This window comes from Agrobacterium cavarae (genome assembly GCF_004310285.1).
Classification (GTDB): Bacteria; Pseudomonadota; Alphaproteobacteria; order Rhizobiales; family Rhizobiaceae; genus Agrobacterium; species Agrobacterium cavarae.
Window position 1 is genome coordinate 149,526 of the sequence record NZ_SISF01000032.1, and the last position, 17,794, is coordinate 167,319.

Here is a 17,794-nt window from a genome sequence, read left to right on the forward strand (position 1 = left end):
ATCAACCGTTGGAATTCGCAGCATGAATAAAGTTGGCCACATCCAGGAAATCTGGCGTTACCCCGTCAGTTCAACTGGAGGCGAAAGATGTGACACCGTTACCCTCCATGAAAGAGGCATAGCCGGCGATCGGTGCTTTGGGCTTTTCGAGACCAGCACCGGCGCCATCGCCACACCGGAAAAGGACGCACGCTGGCGCCCTGCCCTCATGCTCTCCAGCCGGATCGATGGCGCCGGAAAAACCTGGCTTCTGTTTCCCGATGGCGATGAACTGCCCATTGACGATCACCATCTTCCAAGAAGACTGTCTGCGCATTTCGGCTTCAGCGTCTCCATCGGCAAATACGCCGATGCGGCGGAGGAGCTCGAACAGAGGCTCCCCGTTATCGGCAGGGCCTATCAGGCAAGCCCGCTCCACCTTCTCTCCTCGGCCTCGGTCGCGCAGATCCGAGACCGTCTGGCCTCGGGCGAGGCCGATCGCAGGCGCTTCCGACCGTCGATCTTTCTCCAGGCATCGGTAACGGATGCGTTTCCCGAAGACGATTGGATCGGTGCCATCCTGCATATCGGCAACATCCGCGCCATCGTCATTGAGAAGACCAAGCGCTGCGGCGTTACCCTGATCCCGCAACCGGAGCTGCCTGAGCAGCCGGATGTCTTGAGAACCATCCTGCGCACGAACCACAGATGCCTTGGCGTCTATTGCGATGTGGTCGAGAGCGGGGTTCTGCGCACCGGAACGGACGTTTTCATCGAAGGCTGAGGACCGGCCGTTCGGCTTCATTTCGGTCGCTCGAACCCCAACCTGTCCAGTCCGCGCTGCACTTCGGGTGACTTCATGAACAACCGCCAAAGCAGACCGGAGCGATGGTTTTCCATCATCGCGACGATCGGCCCCTGGTTGGTGGCCAGATGCGTTTTCGCCGCCCAGCCGGTGGCAGGTGAGAAGGAATCGACAAAACCATATCGTCCCAGCAGCTTTCCATCTTGATTGGACGCGAAGATCTCCAGCGCCTCCTCCGCCTCATCCGGCAGAAACGCAAAACTCGAAAGGGCGGCCGTCGGCGCGATAATGCCGCCATCGACGGTTGGCGAGAAAGCGCGATAGCCTTTCGGCCCATCGCAGGCCGTCATTCCCCAGGCACCTGGATCGCCAAACTTTGCCTTGCAGTAATCGTGATTGATCCGGGCATGGGCGGTAACCTGCTCAGCGTAATCGCAATAGCGGTCGCGAAGCCCGAACGGGTCGAGGCCACAGAACGAGTATTGCGACAGGAACAGCGGGCCACCAAAGGGCTCGCCCAGAGGCAAAACTGTGCCGAGATAGGTGTTACCATTGACCATCTCGCCATGCCTTGCCCAGCCGGCATGGTAACTCTCCGGCTTGATGGCATGATCCTCTGCGCCAGCTGCAAGCACGTAAGCGATCAGCGCCTCGTTCCAGCCGGTGATCGGCACGTTACGCGCCCAGTGATACTTTGGACTCCAATGCCAATAAAGCGGGCCATGCTTCTTGCGGGTGAACCACGACCATTCGACCCCTTGAATGATGTGATCCGCAGAAGTTCTAAAGGCCGTTTCGTCTGAAGTCTGTCCTGCGAAATACTCCCTCGCGCAGATCAGGCCCTGCAGAAATAGAGAGGTCTCCACCAGATCGGCACCATCGTCCCTGCGACCGAAGGGGAGAATCGTCAGCGTCTGCGCATGCACGAAATGCGGTAAGGCACCGTGAAACCGCTCCACGGAGGACAGCGACTGAAGCATGCGCGAGACGCGCTCGAGCGCTTGCCCGCGACCGATCCATCCCTGTTCGGCACCGACAAGTATGGCCATGAGGCCGAAGCCGGCACCGGATATCGAGACGATGTCGTTGATCGGCTTTCCCTCGGCACTCAGCCGGTCGAAAGGCAAACCTGTGTCGGGGTGAGCGCCCGACCAGAAATAGTCGAAGGTCGACCGATGGATATCGTCAAAAAGATTGACGGAGGGAAAGGCACTCGTCTCGGACGTTTCTATTCGCACTCTTGTCCGGCTATCGCCTTTGCGACAGCCGCCCCTGGCATCGAGATCATGTATAAAACTCGCTTTCTCCGTCTCGAAAAGACGATGCTGTGCATAGGCTTATGTATCAATAGCCCGTCATCTCCAGATAACCCACACCCTTGCTGCTACCCTCGAAGGAAATTGGCCCCTCCCAATAGGGCGTGGACGTTGCCATCCAGGCTTGCTCGTTGAGGGGGCGCGTCGTGATATCAAGACCTTTGCCCGGAATTCTCACCCGCCACGCGACTGGAATGCTCTTTCCGTTCACATCGGCGCTCCGCAACGATTCGAGAATGACGTCATCGGACGACAGCGGCGTCGTCTTGCCATCGGCGGATATCCAGTTGGCAGAGGTGTACCCACCCTTGCTGTCCCGCAGTCGGAAGGCCATGACCTTGTCGCCCGACGCCAGATGAAGCGAGAACCAGTCCCATCCGGTTTGATCTGCAGCAAGCGGTTGCGACGACCACTCCCGATCAAGCCACGCGCGTCCGCTGACCTTGATCGGCTGACCATTCAGTTCGACACTGCCTGTGACCTGATAGAAGGGCTGGGAGTAGTAATAGCTTGCCTGGCCCGCGAGCGACTTGACCGAAAAACCGCGATCTCCCTGCAGCGCGAGAGGTCCTTTGGCATCCAGTTGCAGTCGATAGGAGAAATCCGTGCCGTTGGCCGTCAGCGTCAAATGATCCAGGGCGTCGCCGGAATCCTTCGGACGGGCCGTCATCTGCCAATCATCGATCCAGGCATTGAACGGCGCGATTTCTACGCCGGCTTGCCCGACACCACCCCGTCCCAATTTCTCGGCAACGAAATGCTTTCCCGGGGTGGTGACCGCAGCGTGGCCGATCCAGATCTGAGAACTGGACCAGCCTTGCTTGTCGGTGGGCGCAAGAGCAGAACGAAAAAGCGTCCACTGCGCCCCGAGAGAACGGCCATCTTCGGTCGTCAGATTGGCGGTTACATACCACCACTCGATACGATAGTCCGGATGCGCTCCATGATCCTTAGGAAAGCGCAAGCTCACGCCACGCTGTGGTATTGCAAAGCCTTGCGCCTCCGACCCCAGCCCCGCAAATCCTTGCGCCGATGCTGCAAGCGGCTGCAACAGGGTAAGACATAAAAACAGGAGGCTGAGATGCATTCTACCGCTCATTGGCAAACACCCTGAGAAGATCGGCCGGATCGATGGAGGCCAGGCGGCGGACTGGCAGGACGATGGAGAGCAGCGCTGCAATCAGCGCGATGACGCCAAGGCGCAGCCACTCCAACGGAAAGATCATCATCGGAAGCTTCCAGCCGAAGGCCTCGACATTCACGATCGCGAGCAGCACCCATGCCAGTGCAAGGCCAACAGGAATAGCGAAAATGAAGGTGATGGACCAGAGAGCGAGCGTTCGCCACACTTCGAAAAACGCCAGATTGCGCCGCCTGATCCCCATAGCCCAAACGGGTGCGAGCTGTGGGAGTCTTTCGCCCGAAAGGGTGAGAAGACTGGCGAACATCGCGAAACCGGCAACGCCAAGCGTCAATATATTGAGGGCCGCCGTTACGGTGAAGGTTTGCTCAAAGACTGCCCGGGACTGACGCTTGATCGCCGCCTGATCGATAATGTTTCCCTCCGGCAAGCCAAGCTCTGTTACCATCTGTCTCTTCAACGCGGCAGCGCGGGCGGGCTCGACGCGGATGCCATAGCGCAATTTCGAGGCTTGCGGGTAATGCGTCGTCAGAGCATTCGCACCGACCATCAGCTGACCGCGCGGGTTGCCATAGTCGGAATAGACGCCGACGATCCGCACGGTCCAGCCGTCCGCAAGCCGCAGTGTTTCTCCGAGTTTCAAACTCCCTCCGCGCCAGAGCTGCTCATTGATGAGAGCGCCGGCCCCAGAGGCAACGGCATCCCAGGCATCTGGCTGCTCGGACAAAAGCGGCCAGTGGTCGCGATAGGTCGCATGGTCCGCGACTCCTGATATCTGCACCGGCTTGCCCATGACCTCCCCTTCCGCACTGAAGATCGGAAGCACGGCATCGGCGTGCTGTGGCAGCCATGCTCTGAGGCGAGCGGCTTCCTCGTCGTTTCTGGCGGTGACATAGAGCTCAGACACCAGGCGCTGATCGAGCCAACCGATGAAAGTCATTCGGAAACTCGACACCATCGTGCCCACGCCGATATTGGCCGAAAGCGCCAGAAGCAGCGCCATCAAAGCCAGAGACAGGCCCGGCAATTGCAAGCGCGTATCCGCCCAGAACCAGACGCTCAGTGCCGCCTTTGCACGCCGTTGCGCCCATGTCAGCGCTCTTGACAGGAAGGCAGGCAGAAGGAGTGCTGCCCCCAACAGCAATGCGCCCAGCACTGTGAAACCGGCGACAACCCCATTGCCGAACAGCGCCACCATCACTGCGATCAGGAGAAGGCCGGCACCTGCGATGGCCTGCAGACGGAGCGCGCGAGCCGATGAAACGCCCCAGGCCTGCGGCTGCGAGGAGGCGAGAAGCGGCATGCGACGCACCCGCCATAGGCTTTGGATGGAGGACAAGAGGGTGCCGACAAGCGCCATCCCCATTCCCGTGGCCCACCACTCCGGTCGCAATTGGAGGCTTCCAGGAACGGACGCGCCATAGAGACCACGCAGCGTCGATGACACGCCAGGAAGCAAGGACGAAGCGATGACGTAGCCAAGGGCGACACCGATGATTCCGGCCAGCAACGCCAGAACCAGGATTTCCACCAGGAGCAGCACCGTCAGCATGGGCAGCGAAACGCCAAGCCCGCGGATGGTGCGAAAGCTGGCTCGCCTCTGTTCGAAAGACAAGCCGGTTGCCGAGTAGACAATGAAGAGACCGACGATGAAGGCAAGAAAGCCGAAGGCGGTGAGGTTCAGGTGGAAACTGTCGGTCAGACGGGCCATATCTCCCCGGTCTTCCATCGGCTGGAGGTGAAGCTCCGGCGCAATGGTTTGCACATCCGGCAACCCGGAGCGCTGGTTTTGCGCCATCACAATGCGGCTCAATCGCCCGTCTCGGACCAACAACCTGTCCGCCAGTCCGATATCGACGAAAGCGGCGTCATCCGGCACATCCGGCGAAATCTTCAAGGGGATCTGCGTCTCACCTTCAAGTCGCACTGCGGTCGCAGGCGATACGATCAGCAGGCCCTTGTCTGCCATGAAGGCCGCGAGATCGGATGAACCGGCGATCTGAACCGGACCGCCCTCACCCGTCATCGTCAGCGGATCGACTCCGGTCAGCCTGATCCGCACCGTATTGAAACGGTAGTCACCCTCGATCACTGGCGAGACGTTCCATCCCGCCCGCCGAAGCGCCCCAAAATTTTCCTGCGCGATCAAGCCTGCGTCGTTGGCAACGAGGCGCGGAAGGCTGCCTTGCTCGATAATCGACGCCGAACGCGCGTAACTTGCCCTGGCCTCCGCATTGATGGCCTGAACGCCGGACCACAATGCAGTTGCAAGACCGATCCCGAGCACGAGCGTCACAAGCTGCAGCGGGCGGTAGCGCCAGTGCGAGATCAGCGCGTGGAAAACGGCCCAGATCATGCGACGATCTTTCCACCGCGCAACACCACCTGCCGGTCCAGCTTGCTCGCCATGCGGCTTGAATGTGTTACCAGCAGCAGTGCCGAGCCCGCACTTCGGCTCAGCGAGATCATCAGGTCGAGCACCACTTCGCTGGTTGTCTCATCCAAATTGCCGGTCGGCTCATCGGCCAGAACCAGTGCGGGGCGTGCCGCTAGCGTCCGGGCGATCGCCACACGTTGCTGCTGCCCGCCCGACAGTTGCTCGGGATAGCGATTGAGCAGCGTACTGAGGCCCAGGGTGTCGGTAAGTTCACGCGCCCAGTCCGCATCGTAGCGGTCGGCAAGCTTCGCATGAAAGGCAATATTGTCTGCGACGCTGAGGGAAGGAATAAGGTTGAACTGTTGAAACACCAGCCCGACAGTCTTGCGCCTGTAGCCAGCGCGTCCAGCCTCATCCAGCGCGGTAATATCTTCCCCATTGACAATGATCGAGCCGGTGTCGGCCCGATCCAGCCCGCCGGCAAGATGGAGAAGCGTGCTCTTGCCGCTGCCCGATTCCCCCGTCAGAGCCACACTTTGCGCCGCATCCACGGACAGGTCTATGCCACGCAAAACAGCAATCGGTCCCTCTGCGGTTCGGTAGGACTTGCTGACATTGGAGAGCGTGAGAAGCATTGCTGAAGGCATCACTTTCGTATTTGCCGGCGGAACGCCGGAAGCAGCACCCTACTGCGGAAAAGGCAGAAACGCGCGGTGTCCCCATGGTCCACCGAGATAGTCCCACAGGTCAATTCCAAGGATCGTGATATGACGCGGTTCAAGGCCTGCACGCAACGCATCGTAGAGAGTATCCGCGGACGCCTTCTCCACCTTGTTCTGGACAGTGATATGCGGTTTGAACTTCTGTCGATCCTGCGGCCCGGGCCACGATCCGAAGGCTCTAAAAAGGTTGGCGCGCAGGGTTTCCAATTCAAGGCTCATGATCTCGAAGGCGACGCCACCGCCCAGATGCCTGACACCTGATACTTCCGCGATGAAGGGCATCGTTTGCGCCACAACCTCTTGAGCAAGACTTGACGCCTCACCAAAGACCCGTCCGGGCAGGTGGTGAAACAGGGTGATGTGGGCATTTAGGAAGTTTCGATGGGGCGGAAAATGCTTCCGCCTCACTTGGTCAAAATATGCCATATCGCCTGGCGCGGCATGTGCCGTGACGATGATGGGCGGGAGCGTCATTTTATCGGTCTGCGGTGTCGTCGACGACATCCGTCTCCGGCCGGTCTCCACCCTTCACATGCTGCGATTGCCAGTGCCCATCGGCAAGCTGGTAGGAAATTTCCACTTCGTCTCCGCCGATCTGCTGGCGGCGCGCCGCATCCCGGGCGGCTTCCAGAGCCGTATCGTGATCTGGAAAGGTCTCGGACCAGACATCATCGACGCGATACGCAAATCCACCGTCATGTTGATCGACATGATAAACAACTGCCATGAGAGTCTCCTTTTACAGGCTCTCGAAAACGTCGCGACAGCGCGGATGTTCCCAAGCAAGGTGGCTTTGACAGCGAAAGCACGGGCAGCGCAGACACGGGACGTCTAAAGAATACGCTCCTTCGGCGATCGTACTGCGCGCCGCTCCCAGCCAACAAGCACGAGGCTTGCGGTCACGATCAGAAGGGCGCCGATGAAGACGTTGGCGGCCGGGATTTCCGACCAGATGATATAGCCATAGAGAAACGCCCAGATCAGCCCGGTATATTCGACCGAGGCGAGTGAGGAAGCTTCGGCGTGCCGGAACCCCTCATAAAGCAGAAATTGACCGAGCGTGGAGATCAGGCCGACCCCGATCATCAGCGCCCAGCCCTGCATGTCCGGGTTCTTCCACAGCCACGGCAGTGCCAGCGCGCAGGCGATGCCGAACAATGCGCTCGTCGCATACATCTGCGTCAGCGTCGTTTCGCTCTTGCTGACGATACGAACGAGTATGGTGCTCCAGGCCCAGCAGAAGCCGGCAACGATGCATAGAAGCGCCGGAAGCCAGTTCGGCGAGTGCGTCGGATTGGCCGCAACGAGCACGCCGATAAAGCCGAAGGCACATGCAATCCAGCGCCCCATGCCGACCTTTTCCTTCAAGACAAAGATGGAAAGGACGACGACCATGATCGGCGCAGAAAAGTAAAGTGTCGTCAGTTCCGCCAGACCGAGATAGAGCGACGAACTGTAGAACAGCATCCAGGCGATCAGCATCAGCGTTGCGCGCAGCACCAGCGTGCCGCGATACTTGCTCTTCAAAATGGATGGGTGACCGTAGAAATAAGCCAGCGTTCCGGTGATCGCCACGATAACAGCACTACGCACGAAAAGGATCTGGGGAACATAATAGGTTTCCACAAGGTACTTCACCAACGCATCCTGCATGGCAAAGCAGGAATAGCCCATAGCCGCGAGACTGATGCCGAAAAGCGGCCTAGCCTCCAAAGAACTCGTCATGCTCATTCACCACTGGCTGTCTATGCTCGCCCGTTGAAATACCGATCGGCGACCGGACTATCGAGCAAACATGAATGCGTCCGCCTCAGGCAACGCAGTGCAGGATGGATCGGATATCCTGCCGGCTTTTGCAACCCCAAAATGCATCAGGCTGGTTCACCAGTCTAACTCCGACCAACGCTCGCCAGAATAGCAGAAAGCCGCGGAGCGAACCCCACGGCTTTCGCACATGCGCTAAAACGGTTCCAAGTGATCAGAACAGCGCATCGGCAAAGAGATCGTCGTCGTCTGCTTCCACCGACGGTGTGGCCGTCGCGTGAGCGCTGGCGCTGTTGGCAGGCAGATATCGCACGTGAATATCGCGCTCATGCGCCATGGTGTAAAGCTTGTAGACGCGCGACGAAAAGCCTTCGATCTTGTCGGCGAAGCCCGACACATCGGCCTGAAACCCCTGCGACAACTGGGCTGCAATATTGCAGCAATCGTTGAAGGTGGCACCCAGCTCACTTTCGAAATCGAGGGTGGTGACGACAGCACTGATGCGGCTGAAGACGGCCTGTCCCTCTTCGGCGAGCGCCTGCGTTCCCTGCTCCATTTGAGATTTGGCATTCCGGATCGAATCCAGCGCTTCATTGAGCGGCGCGCTGAAGTTCTTCGAAAGCCCCTGCCCCTGTTCCACCAGTGCCTGTGTGGCAACCTCTACGCCGCGCAGATCCTCGACGATGGCGTCAGCCGGCGTTTCAAGCTTGCCGGCGAAGATCCGCATCTCGCCACTGACAACGTTGACGGAACGCCCTGCTTCGCCAAGCTTGGAGCAGCGCAGGTTGGAGTTCAGCGCCATGTAATGGATGTCGATCTTGATCGAACGCAGCACCTCGATACCGCGCAGCAATTCCTGAGCGCTCTCTGCAACGGAGAACACGACCTTGTCCGCGTCACCGCTGCTGCCCTGAACGCGTTCAGCCAGCTTGCAGGCCTCGACAATATCTCTTTCCATCAGCGCAAGCACGTTGTTGTCGCCGTTCGAGCTGCGATCGACGAGTTCGTCCCGCAAGGACAAAATGCGGCCCGCATCATCGATAAAGCTGGAAATGCTGGTGAAGATCTTGCTGCAATCGCGCTGGAAATCCGCAGCCGTTTCGTCCATCTGCGCACTGACAAGCTGCAGCACCGCTTCGCGCAGCACCTCATGTTCGGTCTCGGTCAACGCTTCGCCTTCCGCCGAGGCGACGAATTCTTCCAACAGTTGGAGAATGCTCTGAATGTGCTCGATGCGCTGTCTGGTAATGTCACCGATCTGAAGATTGGACAGGACGGACCCGATCTTGCCCTGCACCCCTTGGGCAATCTTTTTGACCTGACCTGCGATCTCCGCCATTTCCCGATGCTGGGCAACGATGCGGGCGGAGTTTTCCGTCAGTCCCTTGATGATGGGCGGAATGATCGAGCTGAAGTCGGTCAGTGTTTTCGATGAAAATGAGCGGGCATCGGTGAGTTGCGCGCGCATCGCCTCAAGATTGGCACCAAAGCGGGCAACCTCATCCGCACCCGACTGGATGCGATCGCGAATTTCGTCGGCAAAACCGGAAAACTCCGCCAGCCCCGCACCGGCAATCTTCACCGTTATGGCAAAGGTCTTGAGGTAGCGAATGGTCTCGTGAATATCGTCGATATGGCCGCGGGTCGAGGCGCACATGGTGGTCAGTGCTTCAAAACCGGATTTGCGATCGCGCTCGATTTCCGGCAGATGCGCCAGATCCGTCATCGTCCTGCGCAGACCGGCAACCGTCTCCTCGGTCTTGCCCTGGTCCATTGTTCCTGTGATCCCATCGAGGATGCCGATAAGATCGTTGAGCATCTCCATGACGGAAACGAGCACTGCGCCGCCATCAAGAAACCGCTTCTCGATGCGCGCATGGGCAGCCGTCAGCTTGCTGTTAAACTCAATCTGTTGGTCTGTATCGTAGGCCCTGTTCGGCTTGAGCATTGCACCCATGGTCGTTTCCCGATCTCGTGTTGTGCTTTCACGCTACACAGGAATGACGAAACGACAGGTAAACGCGACCTGAGGAAAGGGCGGAGATCGTTTTTAGAGTTAACACACTCGTTAAAGTCCAGTCTTTCCGCGACGATCTTCGAGACCTCAGCACAGCGTGGGCGTGGGCGACGCCTTGATTACACCACGGCGTGGCGGAAGGTGAGGTTATAACCGAAGGGGCCGGCTTTCTCGTGGATGCCGTCTTTCAGTGTCAGCACACCGTGATAGAAAAGGCGGGAGGGTCCGCCCCATACCACCACATCGCCATGCTGCAACGGATACTTCGTCACAGGATCGGTGCGTTGCAAGCCGCCAAACTGGAAGGCAACAGGGAGACCAAGCGACACGGAAACGATGGGACTGGAAAAGTCCTTCTCGTCCTTGTCCTGATGCAGCGACATCTTCGCGCCTGGCTCATAGCGATTGATAAGGCAGGCATTCGGCAGGAACTCGGGATAACCGGCCTCGTTGGCAGCCCTTACCGCAAGTGACAAAAAGCTCTCCGGCATCGGGCTCCAGTTCTCACCCGTTAGAGGATCCTGCCGCTCATAGCGATAGCCGCGCCGATCTGTCACCCAGCCATAGGTGCCGCAATTGGTCATCGCGACCGACATGGAAAAACCACCGGGTGTGACCATGTGGCGAAAGGGGGCAGATGATGAAATGCGTTGGATATCGGCAATCAGTTGATCTGCTTGGGCAAGTGCACGGCCGCGGATGAGCACGGCACCGTCTGCCATATCCTGCCGGGACGCCTGCTGAGGCTCAAGCCCGGCGAAGAGGTCATTCATCATTACGCAGCATCCAGATCGGCTGTTTCAAGAGACGGGTGCAGCACTGGTCGATAGCCTGCCTCCAAAGCTTTTAGCGTCGATGGCGGCGTCAAAAGCCCGTCGACGAAAGGCAGCGTGGATGTTTGACGATAACCTTGAGGGCTCCAGTGGTAGGTATTGCCATTGGCAACGAGATAGGCCTCGCCTTGCGCCGCAATCATCGTCCCGTCCGGCAGCTCCTCGACAGGCGTCACAAGGACATTGACGCGCTTTCGTTTCATCTGCAGGCGTTCCCGGTGCAGCGTTGCGTCTATATCGCGGATGGAACCTGCCTGAGAACCATTGCCCTCAACCCAGGCGGCAACGAACTTGCCTGCCTCATCACGTCGGCATTGAAAGCAGGGGCGATGCCCGGCTGCCAGTGCAGTCGCCTCATCGAGAAAGAACAGCTCCGTCCAGCTTCGCGACGCCATGACGTCGCGGCGGACGTCTTTATAGCTGCAACTGCAAATCAACCAGGATTTCGAAGCCCATCGCTTGGTCGTCAGCGTTCGTGAGGCCGGGTCATGGATGATGCCGCGATTGCCGGTGAAGAGGCCTCGCAGTGGCAGGTCGAGAATATCCCCGAATGGATCGACACGGTTTTGCAGCGGCATGTCCTTCCTCCCTTGCTTCCAGAGCAACATCATCAACAATCTATAGAAAGTGGACAGTTTTGAGGTCAGACATGGCGATGAGACAAATATCTCTCGTGAAGAGGTAGCTCGTTTTTAGGGATCGAGTGTCAGTAGACCCGCGCCGGCAATCCAAACCCAGAGGAATTGCAAGCGAGCCAACGGGCAGTCTCTTATGATGCATTCATTCAAAGAAGAAGCGCCGTGGGTGATACGGCCCAGGGCGCTTCTTCTTCGTCTCTTTACCTACCAACGCTGATGGACATGCGGCGCTATTTTGTCACGGTAAAGGGCCCGCACCTTATCCATGACTTCTGCGGGGATTGCCGCCACACGGCTCGCCGCAGCGTTGGAAGTTGCTTGATCGCGGTTTTTTGCACCAGGAATGACGACCGAGACGGCCTCCTCCATCAGGATCCAGCGCAGCGCGAACTGCGCCATGGTCACGTTGCTCGGAACCAGCGCTCGCAATTCCTCAACCGCCTCAAGCGCGACATCGTATGGGACTCCTGAAAAGGTTTCGCCGACATCGAATGCTTCGCCATGGCGATTGAAGTTGCGGTGGTCGTCAGCAGCGAAAGTCGAGTCCTTGCCCATCTTCCCCGTCAGCATACCGCTTGCCAGAGGCACACGCACGATGACGCCGACGTCGCGGCGCTTGGCCTCAGATAAGAACAGATCGGCGGGGCGGTGCCGAAACATGTTGAAGATGATCTGAACCGTCGATACGTTCGGGAAGGCGATGGCCTTGAGCGCTTCCTCCACCTTCTCCACCGATACGCCATAGAAGCGGATCTTGCCGGCCGAAACGAGGTCGTCCATCGCGCCGAAGACTTCGGGGCGATAGTAGACCTCTGTCGGCGGGCAATGGAGCTGGACCAGGTCAAGAGCCTCGACGCCAAGGTTCGTGAGGCTCCGATCAACGAAAGCCTCAAGATTGGCCTTGGTATATCCATCGGCCACATGTGGGCTCAGCCTGCGTCCGGCCTTCGTCGCAACGATCGGCCGATCGCCGCCGCGCTCCTTCAACACGTCACGGATGATGCGCTCGGAGCGACCATCACCGTAAACATCAGCCGTGTCGATGAATGTCATACCGGCATCAAGCGCGGCATGGACGCTGGCCTTCGCATCACTCTCGTCCACGTCTCCCCATGAGCCGCCGATGGCCCAGGCGCCAAAACCGATTTCCGACATATTCCAGTCCGTCCGACCGAGACGGCGTGTCTGAATGGTCATGAATGTACTCCGTAAGAAAGGCCGACGACTTCGGCGGTGTGCCGGTCGGCTACGTTGGGGGCAAAGATTGGGAGGGACAAAGGCGCCAGAGGCGCCCTACGGCATCAGCTGTCCGCCGTTGACCTCAATAATCTGTCCGGTGATGTAGCCGGACAGGAGTGGCGAGGCGAGAAAGAGATAGGCGCCGACGCATTCGTCCGGTGTGCCGACACGGGCCATCGGGACGCTCTGACGCTGGGCATCGAGCATCTCAGGGCTGGTGTAGCGATCATGAAAGGGTGTCGCGATGATGCCGGGTGCGACGGCGTTGACGCGAATACCGTCGCCGACGAACTCCTTTGCGTGGCCGCGGGTGATCGTCGAGACGAAGCCCTTGGCCGCAGCGTAGAGGATTGCGCCATTGCCGCCGCCATTGCGTGCCGCAATCGAGGTCGTGTTGATGACGAAGCCCTGCCGCCGCTTCAGGAACGGAACGGCCGCCTTTGTCGCAGCCAACACCGAGCGGGCATTGAGGTCCATGACACGGGCATAATGGGCGTCGTCCATATCCGCCGTCGGCACGCGACCGAGCATGCCTCCGGCATTATTGATGAGCCCGTCAAGCCCGCCGAGCTTTTCAGCTGCAGCCTCAACCACGCGTTCACTCCCGCCTGGCTTTGATACATCTCCCTGGATAAGGATGGCTTCACCCCCAGCGTGGCGAATGTCGGCAAGCACCGCTTCGGCAGCCGCAGCGCTTTCATTGTAATGAACAGCAACCTTTGCGCCTTGCACGGCCAAGGCCTTGGCCACTGCCGCGCCGATACCGGTTGAGGCCCCTGTGACGAGAACGGCTCTGTCGTTCAAATCCGGGATCTTCAATTCGTGCCACATGGGGTGCTCCTCCGCACGCTTCGGTTGGGAAGACCCTAGGCCTTGCAGGCACAGAAGCAAGTTCTTATGCTTGCATCACATTCAACGATGCACTGAACGGAAATCATTCATGCCGCCGTTTCTCCGCTCGGAGCTGCCCGACCTTGCCGCCTTCTCAATCGTCGTTCGGCGCCGCAGTTTCAAGGCAGCCGCAATCGAACTGGGGATCACGGCATCTGCTCTCAGCCACGCAATCCGCCGGCTGGAAGAGCGTTTGGGCACAAAGCTTCTCAATCGCACAAGCCGGAGCGTTGCGCCGACGCCAGCGGGGCTGCGCTTCGCCGCCCGCCTGGAGGCGGGGTTCGATGAGATCGGCTCGGCGCTCTCCGAGATGGAGGACGGGCATGCTGGCGCTTTCGGCGAACTGCGCCTGAACATTCCCGCCGACGCCAGTCGCCTTCTGGTGAGCCCTTTACTCCCGAGTTTTCTGAAGCTCTTGCCAGATATGCGGTTTACCGTCGTCGTCGAAAATCGCCCGGTCGATATGGTGGCCGAAGGCTTCGATGCCGGGATACGATACGGGGACACAGTTCCCGAGGATATGATCGCAATCGCGCTCACCAAACCTTTGGAATGGGTCATCGTCGGCGCGCCGAGCTACCTCGACACGCATGGCCGACCGAAGAAGCCGGACGACCTGATGCAGCATTCCTGCCTGCGCCTTCTTCTGGGTGACAATTCGGCGTTCCGATGGGAACTGGGCAATGGCGATGCCATGATACGGATGGACGTGCCCGGCAACTGCACGATCAGCGATACGCAGAGCACCATCGATGCCGCTGCCGATGGTTTGGGTCTCGGCTACGTCCTGAAACGCCGTGCCGATGCGGAGCTGCGCGATGGACGGCTGGAAGTCGTTTTGCCTCAATGGTCATCGACCGGTGCCGGCTTCCACATGTATTATCCGAGCCGACGGCAAAACCACCCGGCGCTGCGTCACCTGATCGAACTCATCCGGGCGCGGGAAGGACTGCCGGCCTTGGCGCGATGATACACGACCGACGGCCAGTCGGTGAAGCGCGACGTTGTTGCGCGTCGGGAATGAGGAGTTTTCAAATCCCGCAGGATCGCGCTGACAGGTTTCCTTTTCAACTCGAAGTGCTCTAAGGCTGGTAGAGATTTCCCGGCTCTAGCCCCTTCTCCAGATCAATTGGTCCATCCATGCGCCAGAAGCTCTTCTTCTCCGAACGACCGGAGGTCATCTATGCAGTAGGCGATGTCCATGGCTGCCTCGACCTTCTTCACATTCTGCAGGAGAAGATTGTGGCCGACGCCGAACGTGAAGTCGGCGAAAAGTGGATCATCATGCTCGGCGACTATGTGGATCGCGGACCGAAGTCCTCTGCGGTCCTCGAAGAGTTGATCACGACCCAGCCCGACGGAATTCGGCGTTTCTGCCTCGCTGGGAACCACGAGGAATCGATGGTGGATTTCATCCGAAATCCGCATGGTGATCATCGTTGGCTGGAATTCGGCGGTCTTGAAACCTTGCGGTCTTATGGCATTGCCAGGTTGCCAGAGGATAATCGGCAATTGCGAGCAGCCGTGCAGAAGGCCATACCGGCACATCACATTAGCTTTGCCGCCAGCCTTCCTTCGCTCATTGCGGTGCCGGGGCTGTGTTTTGTCCATGCCGGACTTTTGAACGACGTTCCCCTCGAACAGCAGGAGGACAAGAACCTCCTCTGGATTCGACCAAGCCAACAGGGAGCACCTTCGGTGGCAAACCCATTTCTGACCGTCCACGGTCATACGCCGGTGCGCAACGTCGCCATGGTCCATAACAGGTTGAATGTCGATACCGGCGCCTTCATGACGCGACGACTTTCAGGCGTGAAGATCAAACGCAGCGGCGAGATCACCGTCATGACGTCGGACAGGTAGACAAAGAAAAGCCGCCGGCTAAGTAACAACCGGCGGCGAGAAATGATGTGCCGGATCGCTCCGGCACATCGCACCATGCTTTAGTGGTTGTCGCGCGGAAGACCCTTGGTCTGGGCGATGCGCTGGTACTTCACGGCTGGCTCGAGCACGGCACCCGTCTCCATCTGTCCAACGATGCCGCGCTGGATTTCCTGCCAAGGCGTCTGGTGATCAGGATACTTGTAGCCACCCTGAGCGTTCAGCGCCTCATGACGCGTCGCCAGTTCTTCCGGCGAGATCAGGATATCGGCGGTGCCTCTGCCCACATCGATACGAACGCGGTCGCCGGTCTGCAGAATGGCAAGACCGCCACCTGCTGCCGCTTCCGGCGAGGCGTTGAGGATCGACGGGCTGCCCGACGTGCCTGACTGACGACCGTCGCCGATGCAAGGCAGCGAGTTGACACCTTCCTTCAGCAGGTAATCGGGAGCACGCATGTTCACGACTTCTGCCGCACCCGGATAGCCGATCGGACCTGCGCCGCGCATGAACAGAACCGTCTGCGCGTCGATACCGAGCGACGGATCGTCAATGCGGTGATGGTAATCTTCCGGACCGTCGAACACCACGGCACGGCCTTCGAAAGCCTCGGGATCGTTCGGGTTGGAGAGATAGCGCTGACGGAATTCAGGGCTGATAACGCTGGTCTTCATGATGGCGGAAGAGAAGAGGTTGCCGCGCAGCACGCGGAAGCCTGCACGCTCCTTCAACGGACGATCGTAAGGACGGATGACCTTCTCGTCTTCGATGATCGCACCACGGCAGTTCTCGCCGATCGTCTTGCCGTTGACGGTCAGGGCGTCTTCCATGATGAGACCCTGTTCCATCAACTGGTTGACGACGGCCGGAACGCCACCGGCGTGATAGTAGTCTTCGCCGAGATATTCGCCAGCCGGCTGCAGGTTGACAAGCAGCGGAACTTCTTCGCCATAGGTCTGCCAGTCATCGACGGTGAGCTCGACGCCAACATGGCGTGCAAGACCGTTCAGATGGATCGGCGCGTTGGTGGAACCACCGATTGCCGAGTTGACGCGGATGGCGTTGATGAAGGCATCCTTGGTCATGATGTCGGACGGCTTCAAGTCTTCCTTGACCATCTCGACGATACGAAGACCCGTGAGATAGGAAATTTCCTGGCGATCGCGATACGGTGCAGGGATCGCGGCAGAGCCCGGAAGCTGCATGCCGAGCGCTTCGGCCAGCGAATTCATCGTGGTCGCCGTGCCCATGGTGTTGCAATAGCCGGTGGACGGCGCGGACGAGGCAACGAGTTTGACGAAGCCCTGGTAGTCGATCTCGCCCTTCGCCAGAAGTTCGCGAGCCTTCCAGACGATGGTGCCGGAGCCGGTGCGCTCGCCGCGGAACCAGCCATTCAGCATCGGGCCGACGGACAGAGCAATCGCCGGAATGTTGACGGTGGCCGCCGCCATAAGACAGGCAGGCGTCGTCTTGTCGCAGCCGATCGTCAGAACGACGCCATCGAGCGGATAGCCATACAGCACTTCGACGAGGCCGAGATAGGCAAGGTTACGGTCGAGACCGGCAGTCGGGCGCTTGCCGGTTTCCTGAATCGGATGAACCGGGAACTCGATGGCAATGCCGCCCGCTTCGCGGATACCTTCACGAAGGCGGTTCGCCAGTTCGAGGTGGTGGCGATTGCAAGGCGAAAGGTCGGACCCTGTCTGCGCGATACCGATGATCGGGCGATCGGACTGAAGCTCGGCCTGGCTCAGACCGAAATTCATGTAACGCTCGAGATAGAGCGCCGTCATGTCGGCATTTGCGGGATTGTCGAACCAGGCGCGCGAACGCAGCTTGCCTTGTGGGGCGGTCAAATTCTTCGAGTCTGTCATGATAATGGTCTCCAGCCGGAAGTGGCGAACGGGTAGGTCAACGGGAGTGCGACGAATTCATGGTGAAGCGTCGACAATGGGACCACGCAGACGCGTAGCGGAGACGACGACATCTGGCAAGGCGGACATCTGCCCAAACCTTCCACTGCGTCCAAACTCTCGCTGACGATTCGCACGATTCCTCCCGCCTCAATCTTTTTCATCCCTTGCCTGATCTGCGGCAATTGAGGAATGCGGTCAATGCCGCAGATTGTTCTTTATATTCGTATTACTATTTCGGGATGAACGCAATTGTCAAGGAACGCAAAGACAGACGC

At 59.1% G+C, this 17,794-nt stretch carries 16 protein-coding genes; 3 read left to right on the plus strand and 13 right to left on the minus strand.

Features of this window, described 5'->3' with window-relative positions; all coding sequences use genetic code 11:
• Positions 1 to 22 precede the first annotated feature (22 nt).
• Positions 23 to 763 carry an MOSC domain-containing protein gene (locus EYC79_RS16680; RefSeq protein WP_130978686.1) on the plus strand — a complete coding sequence of 247 codons (741 nt, stop codon included), beginning with the start codon at positions 23 to 25 and terminating at the stop codon, positions 761 to 763.
• A 17-nt stretch (positions 764 to 780) separates the two neighbouring features.
• Here the strand turns inward: EYC79_RS16680 and EYC79_RS16685 are convergent, their stop codons facing one another.
• The 12 genes from EYC79_RS16685 to EYC79_RS16740 form a co-directional block, all read right to left on the minus strand.
• Entirely contained in the window at positions 781 to 2,022 is a 1,242-nt protein-coding gene (locus tag EYC79_RS16685) for a glucoamylase family protein (RefSeq protein ID WP_245495305.1), read from the minus strand.
• A gap of 106 nt (positions 2,023 to 2,128) precedes the next feature.
• Positions 2,129 to 3,199 (minus strand): lipocalin-like domain-containing protein, encoded by a 1,071-nt coding sequence (locus EYC79_RS16690; protein ID WP_165457057.1) that lies wholly within the window; start codon positions 3,197 to 3,199, stop codon positions 2,129 to 2,131.
• Positions 3,189 to 5,597: an ABC transporter permease gene (locus EYC79_RS16695; protein WP_130978687.1), complete on the minus strand. Its 2,409-nt coding sequence runs from the start codon at positions 5,595 to 5,597 to the stop codon at positions 3,189 to 3,191. Before EYC79_RS16695 ends, EYC79_RS16690 begins: the two co-directional genes overlap by 11 nt.
• Entirely contained in the window at positions 5,594 to 6,253 is a 660-nt protein-coding gene (locus tag EYC79_RS16700) for an ABC transporter ATP-binding protein (protein WP_130978947.1), read from the minus strand. The genes EYC79_RS16695 and EYC79_RS16700 overlap by 4 nt, the downstream gene beginning before the upstream one ends.
• Before the next feature lie 51 nt (positions 6,254 to 6,304).
• Positions 6,305 to 6,844, minus strand: coding sequence for a 2'-5' RNA ligase family protein (locus EYC79_RS16705; RefSeq protein ID WP_245495306.1), 540 nt, complete (start codon positions 6,842 to 6,844; stop codon positions 6,305 to 6,307).
• Complete coding sequence (locus tag EYC79_RS16710; RefSeq protein WP_062600022.1) at positions 6,816 to 7,067, minus strand: DUF2188 domain-containing protein; 252 nt, start codon at positions 7,065 to 7,067, stop codon at positions 6,816 to 6,818. The genes EYC79_RS16705 and EYC79_RS16710 overlap by 29 nt, the downstream gene beginning before the upstream one ends.
• 104 nt (positions 7,068 to 7,171) lie before the next feature.
• On the minus strand, positions 7,172 to 8,065 hold the full coding sequence (locus EYC79_RS16715; RefSeq protein ID WP_130978688.1) for a DMT family transporter: 894 nt from the start codon (positions 8,063 to 8,065) through the stop codon (positions 7,172 to 7,174).
• Between the two features lie 253 nt (positions 8,066 to 8,318).
• A complete protein-coding gene (locus EYC79_RS16720; RefSeq protein WP_245495307.1) occupies positions 8,319 to 10,061 on the minus strand; it encodes a methyl-accepting chemotaxis protein in 1,743 nt (580 codons plus the stop codon).
• 179 nt (positions 10,062 to 10,240) lie between these two features.
• Positions 10,241 to 10,894 (minus strand): DNA oxidative demethylase AlkB, encoded by a 654-nt coding sequence (gene alkB / locus EYC79_RS16725; RefSeq protein ID WP_130978953.1) that lies wholly within the window; start codon positions 10,892 to 10,894, stop codon positions 10,241 to 10,243.
• Positions 10,895 to 10,896: 2 nt separating this feature from the next.
• Positions 10,897 to 11,532: a hypothetical protein gene (locus EYC79_RS16730; RefSeq protein ID WP_130978689.1), complete on the minus strand. Its 636-nt coding sequence runs from the start codon at positions 11,530 to 11,532 to the stop codon at positions 10,897 to 10,899.
• Positions 11,533 to 11,796: 264 nt separating this feature from the next.
• Entirely contained in the window at positions 11,797 to 12,783 is a 987-nt protein-coding gene (locus tag EYC79_RS16735; protein WP_418123246.1) for an aldo/keto reductase, read from the minus strand.
• A 102-nt stretch (positions 12,784 to 12,885) separates the two neighbouring features.
• Positions 12,886 to 13,662: an SDR family NAD(P)-dependent oxidoreductase gene (locus tag EYC79_RS16740; protein WP_130978691.1), complete on the minus strand. Its 777-nt coding sequence runs from the start codon at positions 13,660 to 13,662 to the stop codon at positions 12,886 to 12,888.
• A 109-nt stretch (positions 13,663 to 13,771) separates the two neighbouring features.
• Between EYC79_RS16740 and EYC79_RS16745 the strand changes: the two genes are divergently transcribed.
• Together EYC79_RS16745 and EYC79_RS16750 are read left to right on the plus strand one after the other, a co-directional pair.
• Positions 13,772 to 14,692 (plus strand): LysR family transcriptional regulator, encoded by a 921-nt coding sequence (locus tag EYC79_RS16745; protein WP_130978692.1) that lies wholly within the window; start codon positions 13,772 to 13,774, stop codon positions 14,690 to 14,692.
• 170 nt (positions 14,693 to 14,862) lie between these two features.
• A complete protein-coding gene (locus EYC79_RS16750) occupies positions 14,863 to 15,585 on the plus strand; it encodes a metallophosphoesterase (RefSeq protein ID WP_130978693.1) in 723 nt (240 codons plus the stop codon).
• 80 nt (positions 15,586 to 15,665) lie between these two features.
• On the opposite strand, the gene EYC79_RS16755 is transcribed toward EYC79_RS16750, so the two are convergent.
• Positions 15,666 to 17,477, minus strand: coding sequence for an IlvD/Edd family dehydratase (locus tag EYC79_RS16755; RefSeq protein WP_130978694.1), 1,812 nt, complete (start codon positions 17,475 to 17,477; stop codon positions 15,666 to 15,668).
• Positions 17,478 to 17,794 lie beyond the last annotated feature (317 nt).

Excerpts from the sequence above, each read along its gene's own strand:
- EYC79_RS16755 (WP_130978694.1), bottom strand. The coding sequence starts at position 17,477 with ATGACAGACTCGAAGAATTTGACCGCCCCACAAGGCAAGCTGCGTTCG.
- EYC79_RS16680 (WP_130978686.1), top strand. The coding sequence starts at position 23 with ATGAATAAAGTTGGCCACATCCAGGAAATCTGGCGTTACCCCGTCAGT.
- EYC79_RS16720 (WP_245495307.1), bottom strand. The coding sequence starts at position 10,061 with ATGGGTGCAATGCTCAAGCCGAACAGGGCCTACGATACAGACCAACAG.
- EYC79_RS16690 (WP_165457057.1), bottom strand. The coding sequence starts at position 3,199 with ATGAGCGGTAGAATGCATCTCAGCCTCCTGTTTTTATGTCTTACCCTG.
- EYC79_RS16745 (WP_130978692.1), top strand. The coding sequence starts at position 13,772 with ATGCCGCCGTTTCTCCGCTCGGAGCTGCCCGACCTTGCCGCCTTCTCA.
- EYC79_RS16710 (WP_062600022.1), bottom strand. The coding sequence starts at position 7,067 with ATGGCAGTTGTTTATCATGTCGATCAACATGACGGTGGATTTGCGTAT.
- EYC79_RS16715 (WP_130978688.1), bottom strand. The coding sequence starts at position 8,065 with ATGACGAGTTCTTTGGAGGCTAGGCCGCTTTTCGGCATCAGTCTCGCG.
- EYC79_RS16750 (WP_130978693.1), top strand. The coding sequence starts at position 14,863 with ATGCGCCAGAAGCTCTTCTTCTCCGAACGACCGGAGGTCATCTATGCA.
- EYC79_RS16705 (WP_245495306.1), bottom strand. The coding sequence starts at position 6,844 with ATGTCGTCGACGACACCGCAGACCGATAAAATGACGCTCCCGCCCATC.
- alkB (WP_130978953.1), bottom strand. The coding sequence starts at position 10,894 with ATGAATGACCTCTTCGCCGGGCTTGAGCCTCAGCAGGCGTCCCGGCAG.
- EYC79_RS16700 (WP_130978947.1), bottom strand. The coding sequence starts at position 6,253 with ATGCTTCTCACGCTCTCCAATGTCAGCAAGTCCTACCGAACCGCAGAG.
- EYC79_RS16730 (WP_130978689.1), bottom strand. The coding sequence starts at position 11,532 with ATGCCGCTGCAAAACCGTGTCGATCCATTCGGGGATATTCTCGACCTG.
- EYC79_RS16695 (WP_130978687.1), bottom strand. The coding sequence starts at position 5,597 with ATGATCTGGGCCGTTTTCCACGCGCTGATCTCGCACTGGCGCTACCGC.
- EYC79_RS16740 (WP_130978691.1), bottom strand. The coding sequence starts at position 13,662 with ATGTGGCACGAATTGAAGATCCCGGATTTGAACGACAGAGCCGTTCTC.